The sequence below is a fragment of the Arthrobacter roseus genome (assembly GCF_016907875.1).
In the GTDB taxonomy this organism is placed as follows: Bacteria; Actinomycetota; Actinomycetes; order Actinomycetales; family Micrococcaceae; genus Arthrobacter_J; species Arthrobacter_J roseus.
This window is the reverse complement of sequence record NZ_JAFBCU010000001.1, coordinates 1,863,190-1,883,608: the sequence shown is the minus strand read 5'-3', so window position 1 is coordinate 1,883,608 and position 20,419 is coordinate 1,863,190. Positions and strand designations below refer to the sequence as shown.

Genomic DNA, 20,419 nt, shown 5'->3' with positions numbered 1-20,419 from the left:
ATTCACACACATACCATAAATATCGTATCCTGAGTCAGGCCGTGGTTCCTACAATCTGCGCTAAAGTGGATCCATGGATCTCATTCTTTGCCTTGGATAGCCGCACATCGAGTGCGGTCCGCCCCTTGTTCCCACGAGGGGCTTTTGTGTGTTCAGGGCAGGAGTTCGTTGAAGAAACAGATAGAGGACAGGGCATAGCCAGTGAGTAACGAGCCAACTGATTCCCGGTCTCCGGACGCCGTCTACAGCTTTGCCGCGATGGAGCGAAAGTGGCCAGCGGTGTGGGATGAGCTCAAAGTCTTCACACCGCTCGACGACGGAAGCCGGGAACGGCGCTACGTCCTGGACATGTTCCCGTACCCCTCAGGCGATCTTCACATGGGGCATGCCGAGGCTTTCGCCATGGGGGACGTCATCTCTCGCTACTGGCGACAGCTTGGCTATGATGTGCTCCATCCCATTGGATGGGACTCTTTTGGCCTGCCCGCTGAGAACGCGGCGATCCAGAGAAATGCGCACCCGAGCGAGTGGACGTACGCAAACATTGACACTCAGGCAGCATCTTTCAAGCGCTATGCGATCAGTGCAGACTGGTCGCGCAGGCTGCATACCTCGGACTCCGAGTACTACCGTTGGACACAGTGGTTGTTCCTACGCTTCTACGAGAAAGGACTGGCATACCGCAAGGATTCGCCAGTGAACTGGTGCCCAAAGGACCAGACGGTGCTCGCCAACGAACAGGTTGTCAACGGTGCCTGCGAACGCTGCGGTACCCCAGTCACAAAAAAGTCACTCAATCAGTGGTACTTCCGCATCACGGACTACGCGGACAGACTACTGGATGACATGGCGCAGTTGGAGGGCAAGTGGCCAGACCGAGTCCTGTCCATGCAACGAAACTGGATAGGCCGATCCGCGGGCGCTCATGTTCGGTTCCGAATTGAATCCACCCCAGACCAGCCTGAACACGACGTCACCGTGTTCACAACGCGGCCGGACACCCTTTACGGGGCTACCTTTTACGTAGTCGCCGCTGACTCCCAGCTTGCGGTGGATCTGGTCACGGAGGCCCGCCGCCCCGAGCTAGAGCAGTACAGGGACAAGGTGCGGTCGCTCTCCGAGATCGAACGCCAGTCCACTGAACGCGAAAAGACCGGCGTCTTCACCGGACGTTATGCCATTAACCCGCTCAGTGGGGAACGTCTTCCCGTGTGGGCCGCCGATTACGTTCTGGCAGATTATGGAACAGGTTCCATCATGGCTGTGCCGGCACATGACCAGCGCGACCTAGACTTTGCTCTGGCTTTCGATCTTCCGGTGCGTGTCGTTGTGGACACGGGAGAAGCGCACCCCGCTGAATCCGGTATGGCGACCACGGGAGATGGAACGCTTGTCAACTCAGGGTCGCTTACAGGCCTGCCGCAAGAGGAGGCGGTCGCTGTAGCCGTCCGAATTCTTACCTCCAGTGACGCCGGCGAAGAAACTGTCAACTTCCGGCTCCGCGATTGGTTGCTGTCACGACAGCGATTCTGGGGAACTCCCATTCCCATCATTCACTGCGCCAGCTGCGGTGAGGTACCGGTTCCAGATGACCAGCTTCCGGTCACCCTTCCAGAGAACCTGCGTGGTGAGGAGCTCGCGCCGAAGGGCACTTCTCCTTTGGCCGCGGCACGTGATTGGGCTGCAGTGGATTGCCCGCGCTGTAGCGGTAGTGCTACCCGGGATACGGACACCATGGATACCTTTGTGGATTCCTCGTGGTACTTCTTGCGGTTCACGTCGCCAGGGTATACTGATGGACCTTTCGACTCTGACGCCGCCAACAACTGGCTGCCAGTGCAGCAGTACGTCGGAGGAGTCGAACACGCTATCCTCCATCTCTTGTATGCCCGGTTCTTCACCAAGGTCATTAATGATCTTGGACTCATCGACTTTGATGAACCGTTCAATGCTTTGCTGAACCAGGGTCAGGTGCTCAACGGCGGCAAGGCCATGAGTAAGTCTCTGGGTAATGGCGTTGATCTGGGGGAGCAGCTGGACACTTTCGGTGTTGATGCGGTCCGTCTGACCATGATTTTCGCTTCACCACCGGAAGACGACGTGGACTGGGCAGACGTTTCGCCATCCGGGTCCGCGAAGTTCCTGGCCCGCGCATGGCGGCTCGCCCGCGATGTTGCCACCACGCCCGGAACCGATCCATCAATGGGAAACAGGGGCCTTCGCTCAGCAACGCACAGGACAGTCGCGGACGCTTCCGTGCTGCTGGACCAGCACAAGTTCAATGTTGTCATTGCCAAAATCATGGAACTGGTGAACGCCACTCGCAAGGAAATCGATTCGGGGGCTGGTGCAGCCGATCCAGCAGTGCGGGAGGCAACGGAGGCGGTCGCCGTCGTGCTCAGTCTCTTTGCCCCTTATACTGCGGAGGATATGTGGTCGATCCTCGGGCATGAGCCCTCGGTGGCCGCTGCAGGTTGGCCGACCGTTGACGAATCCTTGTTGACGGTGGACAGTATTACAGCCGTGGTCCAAGTCAAGGGCAAGGTCCGTGACCGCCTCGAGGTGTCACCGGATATCAGCGAGGACGAACTCCGGGATCTGGCTCTGCGATCAGAAGCAGCTCTGCGAGCGCTTGATGGGCAGGAGATCCGCACGGTGATAGTCCGAGCGCCCAAGCTGGTCAACATCGTTCCCGTGTAGGTTCTGGTCATGAGCTGGCTGGACCGTGCTTCGAAGCGCATCAGGAAAGCGCCAGCCTCCAGCATGCCTGGAAGCGGGACACGCATCGCCGTTGTAACCGACTCTGCAGCGGCTTTACCTGACACGGCGGGCGGAACGCATGGCGCAACCGCGGTTCTACCCGGCACGGTGAGCACAGTCCAGATGCCGGTCATGATCAACGATCGGATATTCAGCGAGGACGAAGTCGATCTGACGTCAACGTTGGCGATCGCCCTTGCGGAAGGAAAGCGCGTCGTCACTTCGAGGCCGTCGCCGGGCCAATTTGAAGCCAAGTACAGAGAGCTGAAACTGGCAGGGTTCACCGGTGCAGTCTCGATTCACCTATCCGGGGCTCTCTCGGGAACGGTGGATGCAGCCCGGTTGGCCTCACGCCGCGTGGACTTTCCGGTGGAAGTCCTCGATAGCCGAACAGTTGCCATGGCGATGGGCTATGGAGTGATCGCCGCCGCTGAAGAAGCCGCAAAAGGGTCGTCTCTGGCGGTCGTGGCAGACCGGGCGCGAAAGATGACAGCTGAAACGAACCTGTACTTCTATGTACCGTCTTTGGATCAGCTGAGGCGAGGCGGACGTATCGGGCCAGCAGCGGGGTGGATCGGAATGCTATTGGCCGTCAAGCCAATTCTGCAGGTTGTCGACGGCGGTATTGTTCTGCTGGAGAAGGCGCGTACCGCTCCGCGCGCCGTGGGGCGCCTTGTCGAGATCGTTGTGATGGACGCTTTGGCCAGAAGCGGAACGCCCTTGATAGCTGTTCATCACTTTGGCAATGAGGAACAGGCAAGCGCCGTTGTGGATGAGTTGCTGGCCCACCTGCCGGAAGTCGATATTGTCCAGTCTCGGCTCCCCGCCGTACTGGCCGCCCACGGAGGATTGGGCGCCGTGGCCATCGCTGTGGCGTCCTCGGTAGTGGCTGCACCCGCAGATAGTTCAACTTCCCCTCCCCAGGTTGGCTAGCCTCCCAAACCATCCACATCTCTTGGGACAGCCACTGTTCACAGGCTCTACGGATCCTAGGCTCATTTTATGGGCCGTCACAGGTGGGCAACACAAGCCGGAAGTCGATCGTCCTCAGACGATATGGCGCCCGAGCCGGTGAGCGGTACTCCGCGATTCCGAATCGCGGTCGGTGTGACCGGAATGTGCCTTGTGCTCATCGCTGCGGCTTGCCTCATCATCTTCCTTCAGCAGCCCAACGAACCCCTCGCGGCCGTCAGCATTGATGAAGTCGGCGCTGCTGATTCCTCGCCGGTGCCTCCCGGCGTTTTTCCGTCTACGGAACCGGAAGGCGATGACGACGCCCAAAAGTCCGAAAGCACGCAGAAGGGGGTGACAAAAGGGGGTGACATCATTGTGCACGTTGCAGGCGCCGTCAATAAGCCCGGTGTTGTCTCGCTCTTGGATGGAAGCCGGATTTTCGAAGCCATCGAGGCGGCAGGTGGAGCCCTGCCCGAGGCTGCACTGGACGCAGTAAATTTAGCAGCACCGCTGACCGATGGTGTGCAATTGTACGTTCCCAGGGTGGGCGAACAAGTACCTGCTGGAGCCGGAGCAGGAGCCACTGAGGAGAGTGGCGGCCTTGTGAACCTGAACAGCGCTTCCTCAGATGAGCTTCAAGCTTTACCTGGTGTCGGGCCCGTCCTTGCGGGGAGAATTGTCAAGTGGCGTGAAGAACACGGCGGATATTCCAGCATCGCCGATCTGGACGCCGTATCAGGAGTAGGCGAAGCTATGATGGCTTCTCTTGCAGACCTGGTCACGGTTTAGATGGGACAGCAAAGCCCTTGGCGAAAGTTTATTGACTCGGCATCTACCACTGAACAGGACAACAAAGCCGCCAATACACAAGGAATAGGACTCTGGGCGCGCCTTCACCCAATCCTTGCTGCTCACCGACCGCCTGCTGAACCAGCAGAGAATTCGGCCCGTCCATACAAAGATCTGAGACTGCTACCCGCTGCCGTAGCCTCCGGGGGCGCCGCGGTCTTGGCAACGCACACGGACTCCAATGCCGGGTTCTTCATCGCAGCACTTGTCGCAACCGGAGCGGTGGTCTTGCTCATCCTGTGTGTCATGTTCCGCCGGATCTCACTCGTGCTACTGTTCGTCGTGCCTCTGGCCGTCGCAGCAGCCGTCGTGTTCTCCGCCGCCGTTCACCTGGACACAAGACAGGCCGGTGATCTGGCCGCGGATGCAGCGGCAGGTTCCGAAGTCGTCATGCAGCTGCGGGCAACGTCCGACGCCGACGGAATGTCGAGTCAATGGGGAGCGCGACGATACAAGATCGAGGCTGCTGTTGATGGCGTCGTCGCGAATGGTCGACAGTACGGATCCAATGCGCGGATGCTCCTTATCGGTGGAGAGCCGTGGGCTGACGTAGGCATGGGAGACAGGATCCGGGCCACAGGAAAACTCGCGGCGCCACCGCCGGGCTCGGGGTTCACCGCAACACTCTATTCGTCTGCTGTGCCACAGGTGCAGGCACAGGTGTCGGGCTGGGCATCGGCGACCTCGCAGATGAGAGCTACATTTCGTGATGCGGCTTCCAATTTCGGGCCCGATGTTCGGGGATTGCTTCCAGGGATGGTCCTTGGCGACAGAAGCATGCTCACCGATGAGCTCGAAACAGCTATGAAGAGCACCGGCCTTACCCATCTGACCGCGGTCAGCGGTTCAAACTGCGCCTTCGTGCTGGCCTTCGCTTTCCTGTGTGCTCGGCTATGCAGACTGCCAAGAGGACTCGCCGTCCTGCTCGCGATGGCGGCACTGTCGGGGTTCGTGTTGCTTGTCCGCCCGGACCCGTCCGTACTGCGCGCAGCGGTGATGGGGTCCCTCGGAGTCCTCGCCGTCTTGTCAGGCAGAGGCAAGCTCTCTTTTGGTCTGTTGCAAGTGGCGGTCATCTTCCTGATCGTCGCTGATCCTTGGATTCATGCTGAGTACGGGTTCATTCTGTCGGTTCTGGCAACCACCGGACTCATTCTGATTGGTCCGCCGTTGGTGACGGTATTGTCCTCGATCATGCCCCGGGCTGTAGCGGTCATTCTCAGCATTCCGATGGCAGCACAGATGCTCTGCACCCCGGTCATTCTTACCTTGGATCCAACACTGCCAACGTATTCGGTACCCGCGAATATTCTGGCCTCCCCGGTTGTCCCGTTCATAACGATCTTGGGGATGATTGGTGTGTTGGCTGGATCAATTCACCCGGCCCTGGCTCTTGCACCGAATCTGCTGGCGGCCGTGGGCACACAATGGGTTGCCCTTACCGCACGCTTCTTCTCTGACCTGCCCGCGGCTTCCACCCCGTGGCTAGATGGTCCAGCAGGAATCGTGCTGGCAACGCTCGTCACATTGCTATTCATCGGCTGCGTTGCGGTCCTCAATCACCGGTTGAAGCGTCCACCCGATGAGCTGCGCATTGTCGGACCCAGCCGAAAGCGAAGAGTGCTTGTCATCAGCACCGCGCTTACCGCCGTGCTCGTCATTCTCGCCGTGGACGTCCTCCCCATGCCATGGCAACGGGCGCCGCAGTGGAACATCGCCGCCTGCGACGTCGGGCAGGGTGACGGATTCGCTGTCCGCACCGGCCCGAAGTCGGCGATCGTCATTGATACCGGTCCGGAGCCTGAGCCAATGGATCGTTGCTTGCGGAATCTCGGAGTCGAGGTCATAGATCTGCTGGTGTTGACACATTCCCACGCCGATCACTACGGCGGCATTCAAGGCGTGATGAAGGGCCGAATTGTCAAGAAGATCGCCTATTCATCCACGAGTGAACCACTGCCGAAGAACATACGGGCCGCCATCGCAGATGTTCCGCAAGTACCGGTGACAGCAGGGGATGCCGGACAGCAGAACAATGTGAGTTGGCGCGTTCTGTGGCCCGCTGAGTCCTTCACATCGACCAATGAGAACAACATGAGTTGTGTGCTTTTGGTCAGTGCTCGCGAAGCTGGCCACGAGACCACCATCCTCTTCACCGGCGACCTCGAGGAGGATGCAGCCGCCAGGCTTCTCGCGGCCGAGCCCAACATCGCGTCCGGGACCATAGACGTGTTGAAGGTCGCCCACCACGGCGCACGTAATGGTGGTTCGCGCATTGTAGAACAGGTCCGGCCCCGTCTGGCGATGATCTCTGTTGGTGCCAAGAACACCTATGGTCACCCTGGACCGACCATCGTGAACGCATTGGAATCAGGGGGCACTACCGTTCTGAGGACTGACGTTGCGGGATCATTCACCCTGGACATGGTCGAGGATAAGTTGATCGCCAGATCTTTTTGATCTTGCGCTCTCAGTTGGCCGAACGCAGCCTGCGTGGCAATCTAGAGGGGTTCATCAATTCATCCGTCCCGATAGGTGGCTCATGAGTCCTGCCCCAGGCAAGCATAAAACGGGTCATTCCCAGAACTCCGTTTCTTGGACCGAAGCCCATCCTGCTCGTGTGGTGCTCGTAGTCGGCCCGGAGAACTATCTGGGTACGCGTGCCTTCGATTTGATCCGCCGCAAAGTCCGCGAACAGCGGCCCGAGACGGAGACTATTCACCTCAACGCGTCGAACTACGCTGCGGGTCAGCTAGAAATGCATGCGTCGCCGTCCCTGTTCGGTGATGCCAAGCTGATAGAAGTCGTGCAGCTGGAGCAGATGAATGATGATTTCCTCACCGATGCACTCCAATACGCCAGTGAGCCGGCACCTGATGTCGTGCTCGTACTGCGCCACGGAGGAGGCAACAGAGGCAAAAAGCTGCTGGACGCCGTCCAGCAATCGGGTGCTCCCGTCATCGACTGCCAGCCACTGAAGAAGGACAGCGACAAAGCTGCCTTCGTGGCGTCAGAATTTCGTGCCTCCCGACGCAGAATCGATCCTGACGCGGTCAGAGCATTGGTTTCCGCAGTCGGATCTCAGCTTTCGGATCTCGCGGCAGCCTGTCAGCAGCTTTCTTTGGACATTGAAGGGTCCATAACAGCTGAGTCTGTGGAGAAGTACTACGGTGGACGGGTGGAAGCCACAGCTTTCAAGGTGGCGGACGCAGCCTTGGCCGGCAGGGGCGGGCAGGCACTGTCCATGGCGAGGCACGCGCTGGCCACCGGAGTCGATCCCGTACCACTCGTCGCCGCACTGGCTATGAAAGTCAGGACAGTCGGCAAGGTTATCCAAGCCAGTGGAAGCAGTGCACAGTTGGCCAAAGATCTTGGCATGGCGCCGTGGCAGGTTGAGCAAGCCCGCCGTGATGGTCGCTCATGGACTCCGGAGGCCGTCATCCGATCAATAAAAGTTCTCGCCGAAGCGGATGCTCAGGTTAAAGGCGCCGGCAGGGACCCCGTATATGCCGTGGAACGGGCCATAACCGTTATTTCCCTCGCGAACCGAAGCTGAACATAGAAATGGCCGGTTCCTCGTGAGGAACCGGCCACATTCAAGACCTGTTTACAAGGCGTTGACCTTTTTGGAGATCGCCGACTTGCGGTTTGCCGCGTTGTTCTGGTGGATCACTCCCTTGGACACTGCCTTGTCCAACTTGCGGCTGGCCGTAGCCAGCGCAGTAACAGCTGCTTCCTTATCTGAGGAGGCAACGGCCGTGTTGACGGTGCGGATGACTGATTTCAACTCAGACTTGAAAGCGTTGTTACGCTGACGAGCCTTTTCGTTGGTCAGATTGCGCTTCTTCTGGGACTTGATATTTGCCACGTATGGAGACTCTCTTTGTATTGCGGACTGGTCGGTGAGGGTAATTCTTTCCAGCCATTGACTGAGCGGCGTGGGGATACCGTAATGGCGACTGGACTGAAGTGCCCGTCGACCTGCTCGGACACACAGCAGTCAACACTAGCAGAAAACTACCTACCTACGCAGATGAACAAACCATCTGGGTGCGCAGTGCACCAGACGGTAAGCGGGCAGGGGTTGTCCGGAGTTGTCGCGCTAGCATGGGAGGATGTAGGTTCGACGGTCGCCGTCCAAACGGTACCCTGAAGCCCCTGCCCGCAAAAAGTGAGGAACTGCCAGTGTCTCCCATGGCCCGCACCGCACCGGTGCCCGCCGCAACGGATCCGGCGATCATCAGAAACTTCTGTATCATCGCCCATATCGACCATGGGAAATCCACCCTGGCGGACCGGATGTTGCAATTTACCGGCGTGGTGGACAGCAGGGATATGAAAGCGCAGTATCTCGACCGTATGGACATCGAGCGTGAGCGCGGAATCACCATTAAATCCCAAGCTGTGCGCATGCCATGGGAACTAAACGGCACAGCCTATGCCTTGAACATGATCGACACACCGGGCCACGTTGACTTCACGTACGAGGTATCCCGTTCACTGGCCGCCTGCGAGGGCGCTGTGCTTCTAGTAGATGCAGCACAGGGAATTGAGGCACAGACTCTGGCCAATCTTTACCTGGCCATGGAGAACGACCTCGCAATCATTCCTGTACTGAACAAAATCGATCTACCCGGTGCACAGCCCGAAAAATACGCTGAAGAGCTCGCCAATCTCATCGGTGGTAACCCTGAAGACGTCTTGCTTGTCTCCGGCAAGACGGGTGCAGGGGTCGAAGCTCTACTCGACAAAATCGTTGCTGATCTGCCCCCTCCCGTGGGCGACGCCAACGCGCCAGCCCGCGCAATGATTTTCGATTCCGTCTATGACACCTATCGTGGCGTTGTCACCTATGTCCGCGTGGTGGATGGAACATTGAGTCCGCGGGAACGGATTCAGATGATGTCAACGAAGGCAAGCCACGAGCTGCTGGAAATTGGTGTCAGCTCTCCAGAGCCCACAATCACCAAAGGCCTTGGCGTCGGAGAAGTCGGTTACCTTATTACCGGTGTCAAGGATGTTCGGCTATCAAAAGTCGGCGACACGGTGACCAATCTCGCCAAACCCGCAGCAACATCGCTCGGAGGGTACGCCGATCCGAAGCCCATGGTTTTCTCCGGGCTCTACCCGATTGACGGTACTGACTACCCTGTCCTACGAGATGCCCTGGACAAGCTCAAACTCAATGATGCAGCGCTCACGTATGAGCCTGAAACTTCGGCTGCACTTGGCTTCGGATTCCGCGTAGGTTTCCTGGGTCTTCTGCACCTGGAAATCATCAGGGAACGGCTCGAGCGGGAGTTCAATCTGGACCTTATTTCAACAGCACCGAACGTCGTCTACGACGTGACGCTCGAAGATGGCGCGATCATCACGGTCACCAACCCCAGCGAGTACCCCAATGGGAAGGTGACTGAAGTGCGCGAACCCATGGTGTCCGCCACGATATTGGCGCCCAGTGAGTTCGTCGGAGCGATTATGGAACTTTGCCAGACGCGCCGCGGCCAGCTTGGTGGAATGGACTATCTGTCCGAAGAGCGCGTGGAATTGCTTTATCGGCTGCCACTGGCTGAGATCGTCTTCGATTTTTTCGACCTATTGAAATCGAAGACTCGTGGTTATGCGTCCCTTGATTGGAAGGCAGACGGTGAGCAAGCAGCTGATCTCGTCAAGGTGGACATACTTCTTCAGGGTGAACAGGTAGATGCTTTCAGTGCCATCACACACCGGGACAAGGCGTACAACTATGGCGTTCTCATGACGGGCAAGCTTCGCGAGTTGATACCACGCCAGCAGTTCGAGGTGCCCATTCAGGCCGCCATCGGTTCGCGGATAATCGCCCGAGAGAATATTCGGGCCATCCGCAAGGACGTTTTGGCCAAATGCTACGGTGGCGACATTTCGCGCAAGCGGAAGTTGCTGGAGAAGCAGAAAGAAGGCAAGAAGCGGATGAAGATGGTTGGCCGCGTCGAGGTTCCTCAGGAGGCTTTCGTGGCGGCATTGTCCTCCGACGATTCGAAGGCCAAAGCGAAGAAGTAATGCCGTTCCCCAACAGGTACGGACAACCCTGATGCCCGGTGCGTTGCCGCTTGGAGAGCCAGCACCGGCTAATGGTTTACTCCCGGCGCAAGCTGCGGTAGGCAGCGATGGACGCAGTTTTGGACTCTATGTGCACATTCCATTCTGCGCAGTCCGTTGCGGATACTGCGATTTCAACACTTACACGGCCACTGAGCTCGGAGGGGGTGCGTCGCAGGATCAGTACGCTTCGACCGCTTGCAGAGAAATTGCGCTGGCTCAGAATGTCCTTGTCAGCTCTGGTGTTCAAGGGCGACCGCTAAGCACTGTCTTTTTCGGCGGGGGGACTCCAACACTGCTGGATACCGAGGATCTAACGTCGGTACTTGCTGCTGCCATTGATACCTGGGGGCTTGCTCCAGGGGCGGAAGTAACAACTGAAGCCAACCCCGATTCGGTGACTCCAGAAGCCCTGACAGCGTTGGCAGCAGCGGGGTTTACCCGCGTGTCCTTCGGCATGCAATCGGTGCAGCCGCACGTACTCAAGGTACTGGACCGCACGCATTCACCCGAGCGCGTCCCGCAGGCGGTCAAGTGGGCGCGTAATGCCGGCCTGTCTGTCAGCCTCGACTTAATTTACGGTACTCCGGGCGAGTCTTTGTTGGACTGGGAGACAAGCCTGAACGCCGCGCTGAGTTACGCACCAGATCATATTTCGGCCTACGCCCTGATCATCGAGGAGGGGACAAAGCTCGCTGCGCAGATTCGCAGGGGAGAGGTTCCCGGCGTGGACGATGACGACCATGCGGATAAGTACCTCTTAGCGGAGCAGAAGCTGCAGGCTGCCGGCATGCGATGGTACGAAGTCAGTAACTGGGCGAGATCGGAGTCGGAACAATGCCGACACAATCTCGCTTACTGGCGGGGTGAGGACTGGTGGGGGATCGGTCCGGGTGCCCACTCTCATGTCGGTGGCGTTCGTTGGTGGAATGTTAAGCATCCACGCGCTTATGCCGCGCGTCTGGTGGCTGGAGAATCCCCGGCCGCCGGTCGTGAAACACTTGATGAGCCGACCCGTAGGGTCGAAGACGTCATGCTGCGTACCAGGCTGTCCGAGGGGTTGAACATCGATGGGTTGGACGCAGCTGCCCGTAGGCAGGTCCCAGATCTGATTGCTGAGGAACTTGTCGACGGAAAGTCCGCCATTCGTGGCACCCTTATCCTCACATTGCGTGGTCGGCTCCTAGCCGATGCGGTGGTCCGCAGACTGTTGCCCGACGATTAGTGTAAGAGGCGCAGATTGTAGTCATAGCGGTAGGGACGTCCTCGGTTTACCTGGATTCCCGCTTTGACCGAGTAGACGGTAACGCCCACCCAGACCAATGCATTGATAACCGCGAATACACCCCCAATACCTGGCAGCAGAGATAGCAGGAACGCGACGAGGGCTATCGCCGAAGGTGGCAGCGTGAAGTTTAAGGCCTCTTTAGACTCTTGGGCGGTGAATGGCCCACGCTCGCGGAATACCAAGTAAATAATTAGTGACGGTATAAAAAATAGGATGCCACCGAAATGGGCCAACGTAGCCCATTGGCGGTCCTCGGACGCAGTGAGGGGCAAGGCAGTCGCGGGTGAGCCCTGATATTGGGGCTTCGACCGGGCTTTGCCGTCTTCGCCGGGCCGGTCCTGACTGGCGGGGTTGGACACTGATACTTCCTTTTCCTCTATCTCCGTGGACGGTCCCGTTCGGAGGCCGAACGTTGTTTCGCCTGCTACGGACGCTGCTCTACCTATCTTACTTATGCAGTCAGGAAATCGATGACTTCTTCCACTCGGCCCAACAGGGATGGCTCCAGATCAGCGTAGCTGGAGACGGCACTGAGCATTCGATGCCACCCCAGCCCGACGTCGGCCTTGTCCGCGTAAGGCCAGCCGATGCGAGTAAGAATTCCCGTTTTGAAGTCCTCGCCCCGTGGAACTTCCGGCCACTGCGATAATCCAAGAACACGTGGCCGAATTGCTTGCCACACGTCAACGTAGGGATGCCCGACAATGAGGACATTCGATCGCGCGCCGGGTAAAGACATTGCGTCTTGCGCTATGCGCGACTCCTTCGACCCGGAGACAAGGTGGTCAACGAGAACACCTAGACGACGTTGCGGTCCCGGGTCGAAATCTCGAATCGCACCACGTAGATCATCGATGCCGTGCAGCGGTTCGACAACGATCCCCTCATGTCGGAGGTCTTCGCCCCAGACCTTTTCCACAAGTTCTGCGTCATGTTTACCCTCAACCCAGATCCTGCTGGCACGGGCAGTTCGAGCTCGTGCTGCTGCTACTTTCAGCGATCCCGATGCCGTCCGATGCACTGTGGCTTCGGCAGTACGGGGTTGTGGCGAAACAACTTTTACGGGCTCGCCATCGAGTAGGAACCCATAGCCCAAACGGAAGCTCCGTGTTTTGCCGTTGCGATCCTCCAGGGACATCACATGGAGGCCACCCGACTTCTCTACTCGGACGACGGCACCGACCCATCCCGTCTGGTTGTCCTCCAGGACCACGCCCGCAGAGGCCTCAACTTCCATCAGTTCCTTGCGGCTCGGTTCGGTCAGGTCCTGCGGTCCCCATCCGTATGTGGTCATGACCACGATGCTAGCAAGTCCTGCCAGACCGGGTAGAGGTATTAGACTTAGCACTTGGGTGTGTCGAGTGCTAACTTCGATCCCTGGACCATGATCCGACCACGGGAGAGCGCAGGAGGTGACTTCGGTGAGTGAACCACGCCGGATGGAGGTACTGAGCGCCATCGTTGAAGACTATGTTTACTCCCGCGAGCCAGTCGGGTCCAAGGCACTGGTGGATAGGCACCATCTGGGCGTTTCTTCCGCAACTATTCGAAATGACATGTCGATACTGGAAGAGGAGGGGCTCATTGCTGCCCCTCATACGAGTGCCGGTCGAATTCCCACAGACAAAGGCTACCGACGGTTCGTTGATCGGATAGCCGAGGTAAAGCCGTTGTCCGGCCCGGAAAGACGTGCCATCCAGGCACTGCTTGAGGGTCCTGACGATCTCGACGACGTCATGGACCGTACGGTTCGGCTGCTGGCTCAGCTCACCAATCAAGTAGCAGTGGTCCAGTACCCGCACCTGAGCAGAACAGCGGTCCGACATATCGAGTTCGTGCTTCTTGCACCCACCCAGGTACTCATTGTCCTGATAGCCAACACCGGGACCGTTCAGCAGAAAATAATTTCGCTCGACACCCGGATCTCCGAAGAAGTGCTGCTCGATCATAGACAGCGTTTTCTCACGGAGCTGGCCGGCCAGCCGATGGCCGCCGTCGAAACTCGGTTGTCAAACATACTTCGCCGAACTCCTCCTGATTCGAATGTGACCGCAGAGACGCTCGGGCAGGCGCTGAGCTCCCTGGCCCGCATCGACAGGGAGGACAAAATCATTTTGGCCGGCACAGCGAATCTTGCACGCTCCACCATAGATTTTCCACTGACCATCGGACCCGTCCTTGAAGCACTCGAGGAACAGGTGGTCATGCTTCGCTTGTTAACTGAAATGGAACAGGATAAACGTGGCATGTCGGTGCGTATAGGCCGAGAAAATCCCCATGGCGGGCTGTCCGAGGCATCCGTGATCGCTACGGGTTACGGACCGGACTACTCCGCCAGGATCGGGATACTGGGCCCAATGAGCATGGACTATCCCACAACCATGGCAGCGGTTCGCGCAGTTGCCCGATATTTGTCGAGAATTCTCGGGGAGTGATCTCCGGGGCCTCTGGGTCAGAGAAGTCCCCTCCGGGGCACGAACTACAGGAAGTGAAATGTACGTGAGCAACCACTACGAAGTCCTCGGGCTAGGCCGCGACGCAACTGGCGAGGAAATCAAGAAGGCATACCGGAAACTGGCACGCAAGCTTCACCCCGATGTCAATTCCGGGCCGGACGCCTCGGAGCAGTTTAAGCTGGTCACACGGGCATACGAGGTGCTTGCAGATCCCCAAAAACGGCGCGTATACGACACAACAGGCAACGAGAACGGAACCGACAGTGGGTTCGGTGGCGGACATTCCGGCTCAGGATTTGCTTTCCAGGACATATTCGAAACCTTCTTCGGTGGAGGCGGCCCTGGCGCCGGTGCGCCGCCGTCCAGGACCCGGCGCGGTCAGGACGCTCTGATCAGTGTGCAGATCGATCTCAAAGACGCTGTGTTCGGCGCCAACAAAACCTTCGATGTGGAAACTGCTGTCGTATGTCCAGATTGCGACGGCAGCTGCAGCCAGCCCGGCTCGAGTCCAAAGACCTGTGACATCTGCCACGGTAGCGGACAGATTCAGCGGGCGGTGCGTTCCATCCTCGGTCAGGTCATGACCACGGCACCCTGCGGCAGCTGTCAGGGGTTGGGAACAGTGATCCCCGATCCCTGTCACCAATGTGCAGGAGAGGGGCGCGTACGCAGCCGTCGTTCGTTGACCATCAAAGTGCCGGCAGGTGTTGCTACAGGGACACGTATCCAACTTGGTGGTCAAGGCGAAGTTGGCCCAGGCGGCGGTCCTCAGGGCGACCTCTACGTGGACATTCGTGTTGCCCAAGACGCCAATTTCATCCGAGAAGGCGACGATCTCCACGTGACGATGTCGGTGCCCATGACAGCGGCAGCGCTGGGAACTTCGCTTCAGCTGGTAACTTTTGACGGCGACCGCGAGCTCGACATCAAGGCCGGGACACAGTCAGGAGAGATCATCACCCTGCGCGGACTTGGTGTGACGCATCTTCGTGGCTACGGCCGCGGCGATCTTCGAATCCATATTAACGTCGAGACGCCTTCGAAGCTCGACTCCGAGCAAGAGGAACTTCTCAGGCAGCTTGCCTCCCTCCGCGGAGAACAGTTCGCCGAAGGCAAACTCGCAGCGACCGGCAGCAGCGTCTTTTCACGATTACGCGAACGGCTTGGCAACCGGTAACCATGAGCAATCAGTGTTTCTTCGGTAACCCTCTTGAGGTCGCCGACGCGTTACCAGGAGGCGTGCTTCGGCTCACCGGGGCTGAAGCACGGCACGCCGTTGTCAAACGGATCGACATCGAGGAAGCCATTGACGTCGTCGACGGTCAGGGACACCGGGCCAGCTGCATAGTCACGGAGATCGCCTCTGAAGCCATAATGCTGCGGGTACTTTCACTCGATTATGAGACGGTGCCGGAACCATCAGTGACCCTCGTACAAGCACTTGCGAAGGGTGATCGGGACGAGATGGCCATTGCGGCTGCCACCGAACTTGGCGTAGATGCTGTCATTCCGTGGCAGGCGGATCGCTCAATTGTGCGATGGAAAGCCGATAAGGCAAGTAGGGGGGTGCGTAAATGGGAGTCAGTAGTCCTAACCGCTTCCAAGCAGTCGCGCCGATCACGGATTCCAGAGATCGTCCCGCCCATGGATACAGGGAGACTCGCGGTGTGGATGCAGAAGACTGACCTTGTCGTCGTCTTGCATGAGACCGCCGAGTCTTCCCTGAGCCACGTCCTCCAAAGCCGGAAGCCGAGGGGTTCGCAGATCGCTCTCGTGGTAGGACCAGAGGGCGGTGTCTCCCCACAGGAGATTGACCGGTTCAAGAATGCAGGAGCGGTGACCGCTCGGCTCGGCCGGAATGTGCTTCGGTCCTCCACCGCTGGACCAGCCGCATTGAGCCTGGTTATGCAAGGACTAGGCCGTTGGGACGAGGACTAATTTCCCTGCAGAAGGTCCACTTGGATCAAGAACGGACCGAGCTAGCGAACTGTCGCCGCCATCGGTCTTCTCGTTTCCCGTAGAATGGGACCCTGGCTACCAGCGGTGGCCGTTCGACAGGACGACGAAGCCTTAGGGGGCGAAGAAAGGCCATCAGGCCGCTGCTATGACGGATTCTTCAGGAAAAACCAGAAATGGTGCACAGAAGACAGAAACGATACGGTTCGATTCCACGGACCAAATGGTTGAATCGCTTGGTGCCAATGACCAGGCCCTGCGGTTCATCGAGGATGCGTTCCCTGACGTCCAGCTCGCGGTGCGAGGCAATGAGCTTTCCATCACGGGGGAGGGTGAAAGCGTCAAGCGCACCTCACGGCTTGTTGCTGAAATGCGCAACCTCGTAGCGAACAACACTCGCGTAACCGAGCATGTCCTGGTTCAGCTGATCAGCATGCTCAAGGACCAAACAACAGAACGTCCCTCAGACGTACTGACCGTCAACATCCTCTCCTCGCGCGGACGAACGATTCGACCCAAAACGCTCAACCAGAAACGCTACGTGGAGTCGATTGATGAGAACACAGTGGTATTCGGGATCGGTCCCGCGGGTACCGGCAAAACGTATCTAGCTATGGCCAAGGCTGTACAGGCACTGCAGCAAAAGGAAGTCAGTCGGATCATATTGACACGTCCTGCAGTAGAAGCTGGAGAGCGATTGGGATTCCTTCCAGGGACACTGAGCGACAAAATCGATCCCTACTTGCGGCCGCTATATGACGCACTCCACGACATGATTGATCCGGAGACCATTCCTCGGTTGATGGCCGCCGGCACCATAGAAGTGGCTCCACTCGCATATATGCGCGGGCGCACACTCAATGACGCTTTCATCATTTTGGATGAGGCGCAGAACACTACTCCGGAGCAAATGAAGATGTTCCTGACCCGTTTGGGATTTGGTTCCAAGATGGTTATTACGGGCGACGTGACGCAGGTGGATCTACCTGGGGGGACACCCTCGGGACTGCGCGTTGTTCGAGACATTCTTGACGATATAACGGACATCACGTTCATGGAACTTGATGCAACGGACGTTGTACGCCACCGGCTGGTCAGCAACATTGTCTCCGCCTACGCAGATTGGGACGAAAGTACCCGCTCGTCGGCCCAAACTTCACGTACAGATCGTAATACAGGAGCTCAGCGCTGATGTCGATCGAAGTCAACAACGAAACTACCTTACCCGCGGATGAAGAGAGACTTGTGGCGGTTGGCCGATTTGTCTTGGACTCGTTGTTTGTCAGCCCCGAGGCCGAGCTAGCCATCATGCTCATCGATCCGGAAGCCATGGAAAAGCTGCACATTGAATGGATGGACCTGCCTGGTCCAACGGACGTGATGTCCTTTCCCATGGATGAACTTCGTCCGGGTACAGCCGCGGTACCTGCAGTCGCTGGCGTCCTTGGCGATATCGTGCTTTGTCCCGAAGTTGCCGAACAGCAAGCGAAAGCTGCAGGGCACAGCGTCGCGGAGGAATTGCTCTTGTTGACTGTGCACGGAGTTCTCCATCTGCTCGGTTACGATCACGTCGAACCTGAAGAAGAAGCGGAAATGTTTGGTCTACAACGGAAGCTTCTCTTCGAATTCCTCGGCCACCAACCACCCAAGGAAACCACCCATTGATCGAGTGGTCCCTTGGCGCTGTCGGTCTTCTGTTCGCACTCATTGCAGCAATTCTGACTGCTGCAGAAGCTGCCTTCACCTTCTTGCCACGGCAGGAAGCCGAAGTTCTCCTGCGCAAGCAGACTGGTTCCTCGCTCCAGCGGATCCTGTCTGCGCCCATCGACCACCTCCATGCCCTCCGGTTCTGGCGGGTATGGTTCGAAATGGCAGCAGCCGTCGCCGTCGCTCTCGTTTTCAATGAGCTAAGCAGCAATGTCTGGCTTGCGGGGCTGTATGCGACTCTCGTCATGGCCGCCATTGGTTTCGTCCTCGTTGGAGTATCACCGCGACAGCTTGGCAGAGCTTACTCCTCGAACGTCGTGAGGCTGACTTCGTCTTTGGTGCGATTGCTTCGTCTGGTGCTTGGACCAATTCCGCGTTGGCTCATACGCGTCGGAAGCGCGGTCACCCCGGGGGCAGACCACGCCGACGCAGCGTTCTTCACGCAAGAGGAATTTCGCGACCTTGTCTCTCGTGCCTCAGATGCTGAGATGATCGAGAACAGCGAAGCCGAACTCATCCATTCAGTATTCGAGCTCGGCGATACCAGTGTCCGCTCCGTCATGGTGCCACGAACCGATATGGTGTCCGTCGACACCGGTTCCACACTGCGCCAGGCCATGTCGCTTTTCTTGCGTTCTGGCTACTCACGAGTTCCGGTGATCGGCGAGAGCTCAGATCAGGTTCTCGGAATGGTTTACCTCAAGGACGTGGCTGCGCGCATGCACGGCCCAGGGTCTGCAGATGAACCCGTAGATTCCATCGCAAGAGATATCCGCTATGTTCCCGAATCAAAGAACGTCGGTGATCTACTTCAGGAACTTCAACGCGAATCGACCCACGTCGCGATTGTCGTGGACGAGTATGGCGGCACAGCGGGTCTGGTGACACTCGAAGACCTGATTGAGGAGATCGTCGGAGAAATCGTCGACGAGTACGATACTGAGGCTCCGGAGACACAGGACCTCGGCGGTGGGCGATACCGAGTCAGTTCAAGTATGGATATCGACGACTTCGGAGAACTTTTTGGGCTGGAACTCGACGACGACGAAGTCGACACGGTCGGCGGCCTGGTGGGTAAAATCCTTGGACGCGTTCCGATCGTCGGAAGCGAAGTCGTGCTGGAGGGTGGAATCCATCTGAGTGCCGAAAGGCTCGAGGGCCGCAGGAACCGAGTGTCCCACTTGATCTCTTGGCGAGTGCCAGAGGACTCCGGGAGTGCGAGAATGGAAGGCCCCGATGGCGCCTCCGCCACCATGGGAACGACAGCGGACGCTGACACTCCGCCAAAAGAAGGGATGACGGATCATGACGAGTCCTGAATATCGTGCTGGCTTCGTGTCAATGGTTGGTCGGCCGAACACCGGAAAATCGACGCTGACCAACGCACTTGTGGGCCAGAAGGTCGCCATCACGTCCGCAAAACCGCAGACCACTAGACACACAATCCGGGGTATCGTTCACTCCGAAGAGGGTCAATTGATTCTCGTCGATACGCCGGGGCTTCATCGTCCACGCACCCTTTTGGGCAAACGACTCAATGAGCTCGTCGCGGATACGCTGGCCGAAGTGGACGCCATAGGGTTCTGCCTTCCTGCCAACGAGAAGATCGGGCCTGGAGACCGCTTCATTGCAAAACAATTGGCGGAGCTCAGAGGTAAACCAGTTATCGCGATAGTCACGAAGACCGATCTTGTGGACCGTCAGGCGGTCGCTAAACAGCTGCTCGCTGTGACAGCCCTCGGATACGATGTCATGGGAGAACAAGGATGGGCTGACGTCGTCCCGGTATCCGCGGTCAAGGACACACAAACGGAGATCGTTACGTCGGTACTTCTGAAGAACATGCCGCTATCGCCTCCGCTGTATCCGGACGGTGAGCTCACTGATGAACCTGTAGCCGTGATGGTTGCCGAGCTCATCCGCGAAGCCGCCCTCGAAGGGGTTCGTGATGAGCTGCCACATTCCCTAGCGGTGGTAGTGGACGAAATTGTTGAACGTGAAGGCCGTCCGGAAGACCGGAAGCTGCTAGATGTTCGCGTCAATCTCTATGTGGAGCGATCTTCCCAGAAAGCAATCATCATCGGTCGGGGCGGCGAGCGGCTGAAGGCGGTGGGGACCACAGCGCGTCATAGTATTGAGGCGCTTCTCGGAACCCGCGTCTACCTCGATCTGCACGTCAAAATTGCCAAGGACTGGCAGCGAGACCCCAAAAAACTAGTCCGGTTGGGCTTCTGAACGCAGAGGCACTTTTTGCCGCCGTCGTCCGTTGATGCATGAGAAGTTCCATCTGCGAAGATTTAATCGACTGTGCATGAGCCTCGCCCCGACTTCAGTAAAATGAACAGAATGTGCCGACCACGGATGAGGATTGGAT

General features: G+C 58.1%; 17 protein-coding genes. 14 read left to right on the top strand and 3 right to left on the bottom strand.

The genetic code is table 11. From position 1 onward, the window contains the following. Positions 1-201 precede the first annotated feature (201 nt). From leuS to holA, 5 genes are all read left to right on the top strand, one after another. Positions 202-2,700, top strand: coding sequence for a leucine--tRNA ligase (gene leuS, locus JOE65_RS09185; RefSeq protein ID WP_338021599.1), 2,499 nt, complete (start codon positions 202-204; stop codon positions 2,698-2,700). A 9-nt stretch (positions 2,701-2,709) separates the two neighbouring features. Continuing rightward, positions 2,710-3,693 carry a DegV family protein gene (locus tag JOE65_RS09180; protein WP_205162904.1) on the top strand — a complete coding sequence of 328 codons (984 nt, stop codon included), beginning with the start codon at positions 2,710-2,712 and terminating at the stop codon, positions 3,691-3,693. A gap of 69 nt (positions 3,694-3,762) precedes the next feature. Then, positions 3,763-4,503 carry a helix-hairpin-helix domain-containing protein gene (locus JOE65_RS09175; RefSeq protein WP_205162903.1) on the top strand — a complete coding sequence of 247 codons (741 nt, stop codon included), beginning with the start codon at positions 3,763-3,765 and terminating at the stop codon, positions 4,501-4,503. 219 nt (positions 4,504-4,722) lie between these two features. After that, a complete protein-coding gene (locus JOE65_RS09170) occupies positions 4,723-7,020 on the top strand; it encodes a DNA internalization-related competence protein ComEC/Rec2 (protein ID WP_205162902.1) in 2,298 nt (765 codons plus the stop codon). Between the two features lie 82 nt (positions 7,021-7,102). After that, complete coding sequence (holA, locus tag JOE65_RS09165) at positions 7,103-8,116, top strand: DNA polymerase III subunit delta (protein ID WP_205162901.1); 1,014 nt, start codon at positions 7,103-7,105, stop codon at positions 8,114-8,116. A 51-nt stretch (positions 8,117-8,167) separates the two neighbouring features. Here holA and rpsT read toward each other — a convergent pair whose 3' ends face one another. Continuing rightward, positions 8,168-8,428, bottom strand: coding sequence for a 30S ribosomal protein S20 (rpsT, locus tag JOE65_RS09160; protein ID WP_205162900.1), 261 nt, complete (start codon positions 8,426-8,428; stop codon positions 8,168-8,170). A gap of 317 nt (positions 8,429-8,745) precedes the next feature. On the opposite strand from rpsT, the gene lepA reads away from it, so the two are divergent. Together lepA and hemW are read left to right on the top strand one after the other, a co-directional pair. After that, entirely contained in the window at positions 8,746-10,599 is a 1,854-nt protein-coding gene (gene lepA / locus JOE65_RS09155) for a translation elongation factor 4 (protein WP_205162899.1), read from the top strand. 31 nt (positions 10,600-10,630) lie between these two features. Then, positions 10,631-11,863 carry a radical SAM family heme chaperone HemW gene (gene hemW / locus JOE65_RS09150; protein WP_205162898.1) on the top strand — a complete coding sequence of 411 codons (1,233 nt, stop codon included), beginning with the start codon at positions 10,631-10,633 and terminating at the stop codon, positions 11,861-11,863. On the opposite strand, the gene JOE65_RS09145 is transcribed toward hemW, so the two are convergent. Together JOE65_RS09145 and JOE65_RS09140 are read right to left on the bottom strand one after the other, a co-directional pair. Further along, on the bottom strand, positions 11,860-12,285 hold the full coding sequence (locus JOE65_RS09145; RefSeq protein WP_205162897.1) for a magnetosome magnetite crystal formation protein family: 426 nt from the start codon (positions 12,283-12,285) through the stop codon (positions 11,860-11,862). The two genes, hemW and JOE65_RS09145, sit on opposite strands and share 4 nt — an antisense overlap. A 92-nt stretch (positions 12,286-12,377) precedes the next feature. Beyond that, on the bottom strand, positions 12,378-13,220 hold the full coding sequence (locus tag JOE65_RS09140) for a DUF3097 family protein (protein ID WP_205162896.1): 843 nt from the start codon (positions 13,218-13,220) through the stop codon (positions 12,378-12,380). A gap of 127 nt (positions 13,221-13,347) precedes the next feature. Between JOE65_RS09140 and hrcA the strand changes: the two genes are divergently transcribed. The 7 genes from hrcA (at position 13,348) to era (ending at position 20,280) form a co-directional block, all read left to right on the top strand. Continuing rightward, on the top strand, positions 13,348-14,361 hold the full coding sequence (hrcA, locus tag JOE65_RS09135) for a heat-inducible transcriptional repressor HrcA (RefSeq protein ID WP_205162895.1): 1,014 nt from the start codon (positions 13,348-13,350) through the stop codon (positions 14,359-14,361). A 64-nt stretch (positions 14,362-14,425) separates the two neighbouring features. Then, entirely contained in the window at positions 14,426-15,559 is a 1,134-nt protein-coding gene (gene dnaJ / locus JOE65_RS09130) for a molecular chaperone DnaJ (protein WP_205162894.1), read from the top strand. Between the two features lie 2 nt (positions 15,560-15,561). Further along, on the top strand, positions 15,562-16,320 hold the full coding sequence (locus JOE65_RS09125; protein ID WP_205162893.1) for a 16S rRNA (uracil(1498)-N(3))-methyltransferase: 759 nt from the start codon (positions 15,562-15,564) through the stop codon (positions 16,318-16,320). 166 nt (positions 16,321-16,486) lie between these two features. Beyond that, positions 16,487-17,530 carry a PhoH family protein gene (locus JOE65_RS09120; RefSeq protein WP_205162892.1) on the top strand — a complete coding sequence of 348 codons (1,044 nt, stop codon included), beginning with the start codon at positions 16,487-16,489 and terminating at the stop codon, positions 17,528-17,530. Further along, positions 17,530-18,003: an rRNA maturation RNase YbeY gene (ybeY, locus tag JOE65_RS09115; RefSeq protein ID WP_205162891.1), complete on the top strand. Its 474-nt coding sequence runs from the start codon at positions 17,530-17,532 to the stop codon at positions 18,001-18,003. The genes JOE65_RS09120 and ybeY overlap by 1 nt, the downstream gene beginning before the upstream one ends. Beyond that, complete coding sequence (locus JOE65_RS09110; protein WP_205162890.1) at positions 18,000-19,364, top strand: hemolysin family protein; 1,365 nt, start codon at positions 18,000-18,002, stop codon at positions 19,362-19,364. The genes ybeY and JOE65_RS09110 overlap by 4 nt, the downstream gene beginning before the upstream one ends. Further along, positions 19,351-20,280 (top strand): GTPase Era, encoded by a 930-nt coding sequence (gene era / locus JOE65_RS09105; RefSeq protein WP_205162889.1) that lies wholly within the window; start codon positions 19,351-19,353, stop codon positions 20,278-20,280. Before JOE65_RS09110 ends, era begins: the two co-directional genes overlap by 14 nt. The last annotated feature ends 139 nt before the right edge of the window (positions 20,281-20,419 follow it).

Excerpts from the sequence above, each read along its gene's own strand:
- era (WP_205162889.1), top strand. The coding sequence starts at position 19,351 with ATGACGAGTCCTGAATATCGTGCTGGCTTCGTGTCAATGGTTGGTCGG.
- JOE65_RS09140 (WP_205162896.1), bottom strand. The coding sequence starts at position 13,220 with ATGACCACATACGGATGGGGACCGCAGGACCTGACCGAACCGAGCCGC.
- JOE65_RS09175 (WP_205162903.1), top strand. The coding sequence starts at position 3,763 with ATGGGCCGTCACAGGTGGGCAACACAAGCCGGAAGTCGATCGTCCTCA.
- hemW (WP_205162898.1), top strand. The coding sequence starts at position 10,631 with ATGCCCGGTGCGTTGCCGCTTGGAGAGCCAGCACCGGCTAATGGTTTA.
- ybeY (WP_205162891.1), top strand. The coding sequence starts at position 17,530 with ATGTCGATCGAAGTCAACAACGAAACTACCTTACCCGCGGATGAAGAG.
- JOE65_RS09180 (WP_205162904.1), top strand. The coding sequence starts at position 2,710 with ATGAGCTGGCTGGACCGTGCTTCGAAGCGCATCAGGAAAGCGCCAGCC.
- JOE65_RS09120 (WP_205162892.1), top strand. The coding sequence starts at position 16,487 with ATGACGGATTCTTCAGGAAAAACCAGAAATGGTGCACAGAAGACAGAA.
- JOE65_RS09125 (WP_205162893.1), top strand. The coding sequence starts at position 15,562 with ATGAGCAATCAGTGTTTCTTCGGTAACCCTCTTGAGGTCGCCGACGCG.
- holA (WP_205162901.1), top strand. The coding sequence starts at position 7,103 with ATGAGTCCTGCCCCAGGCAAGCATAAAACGGGTCATTCCCAGAACTCC.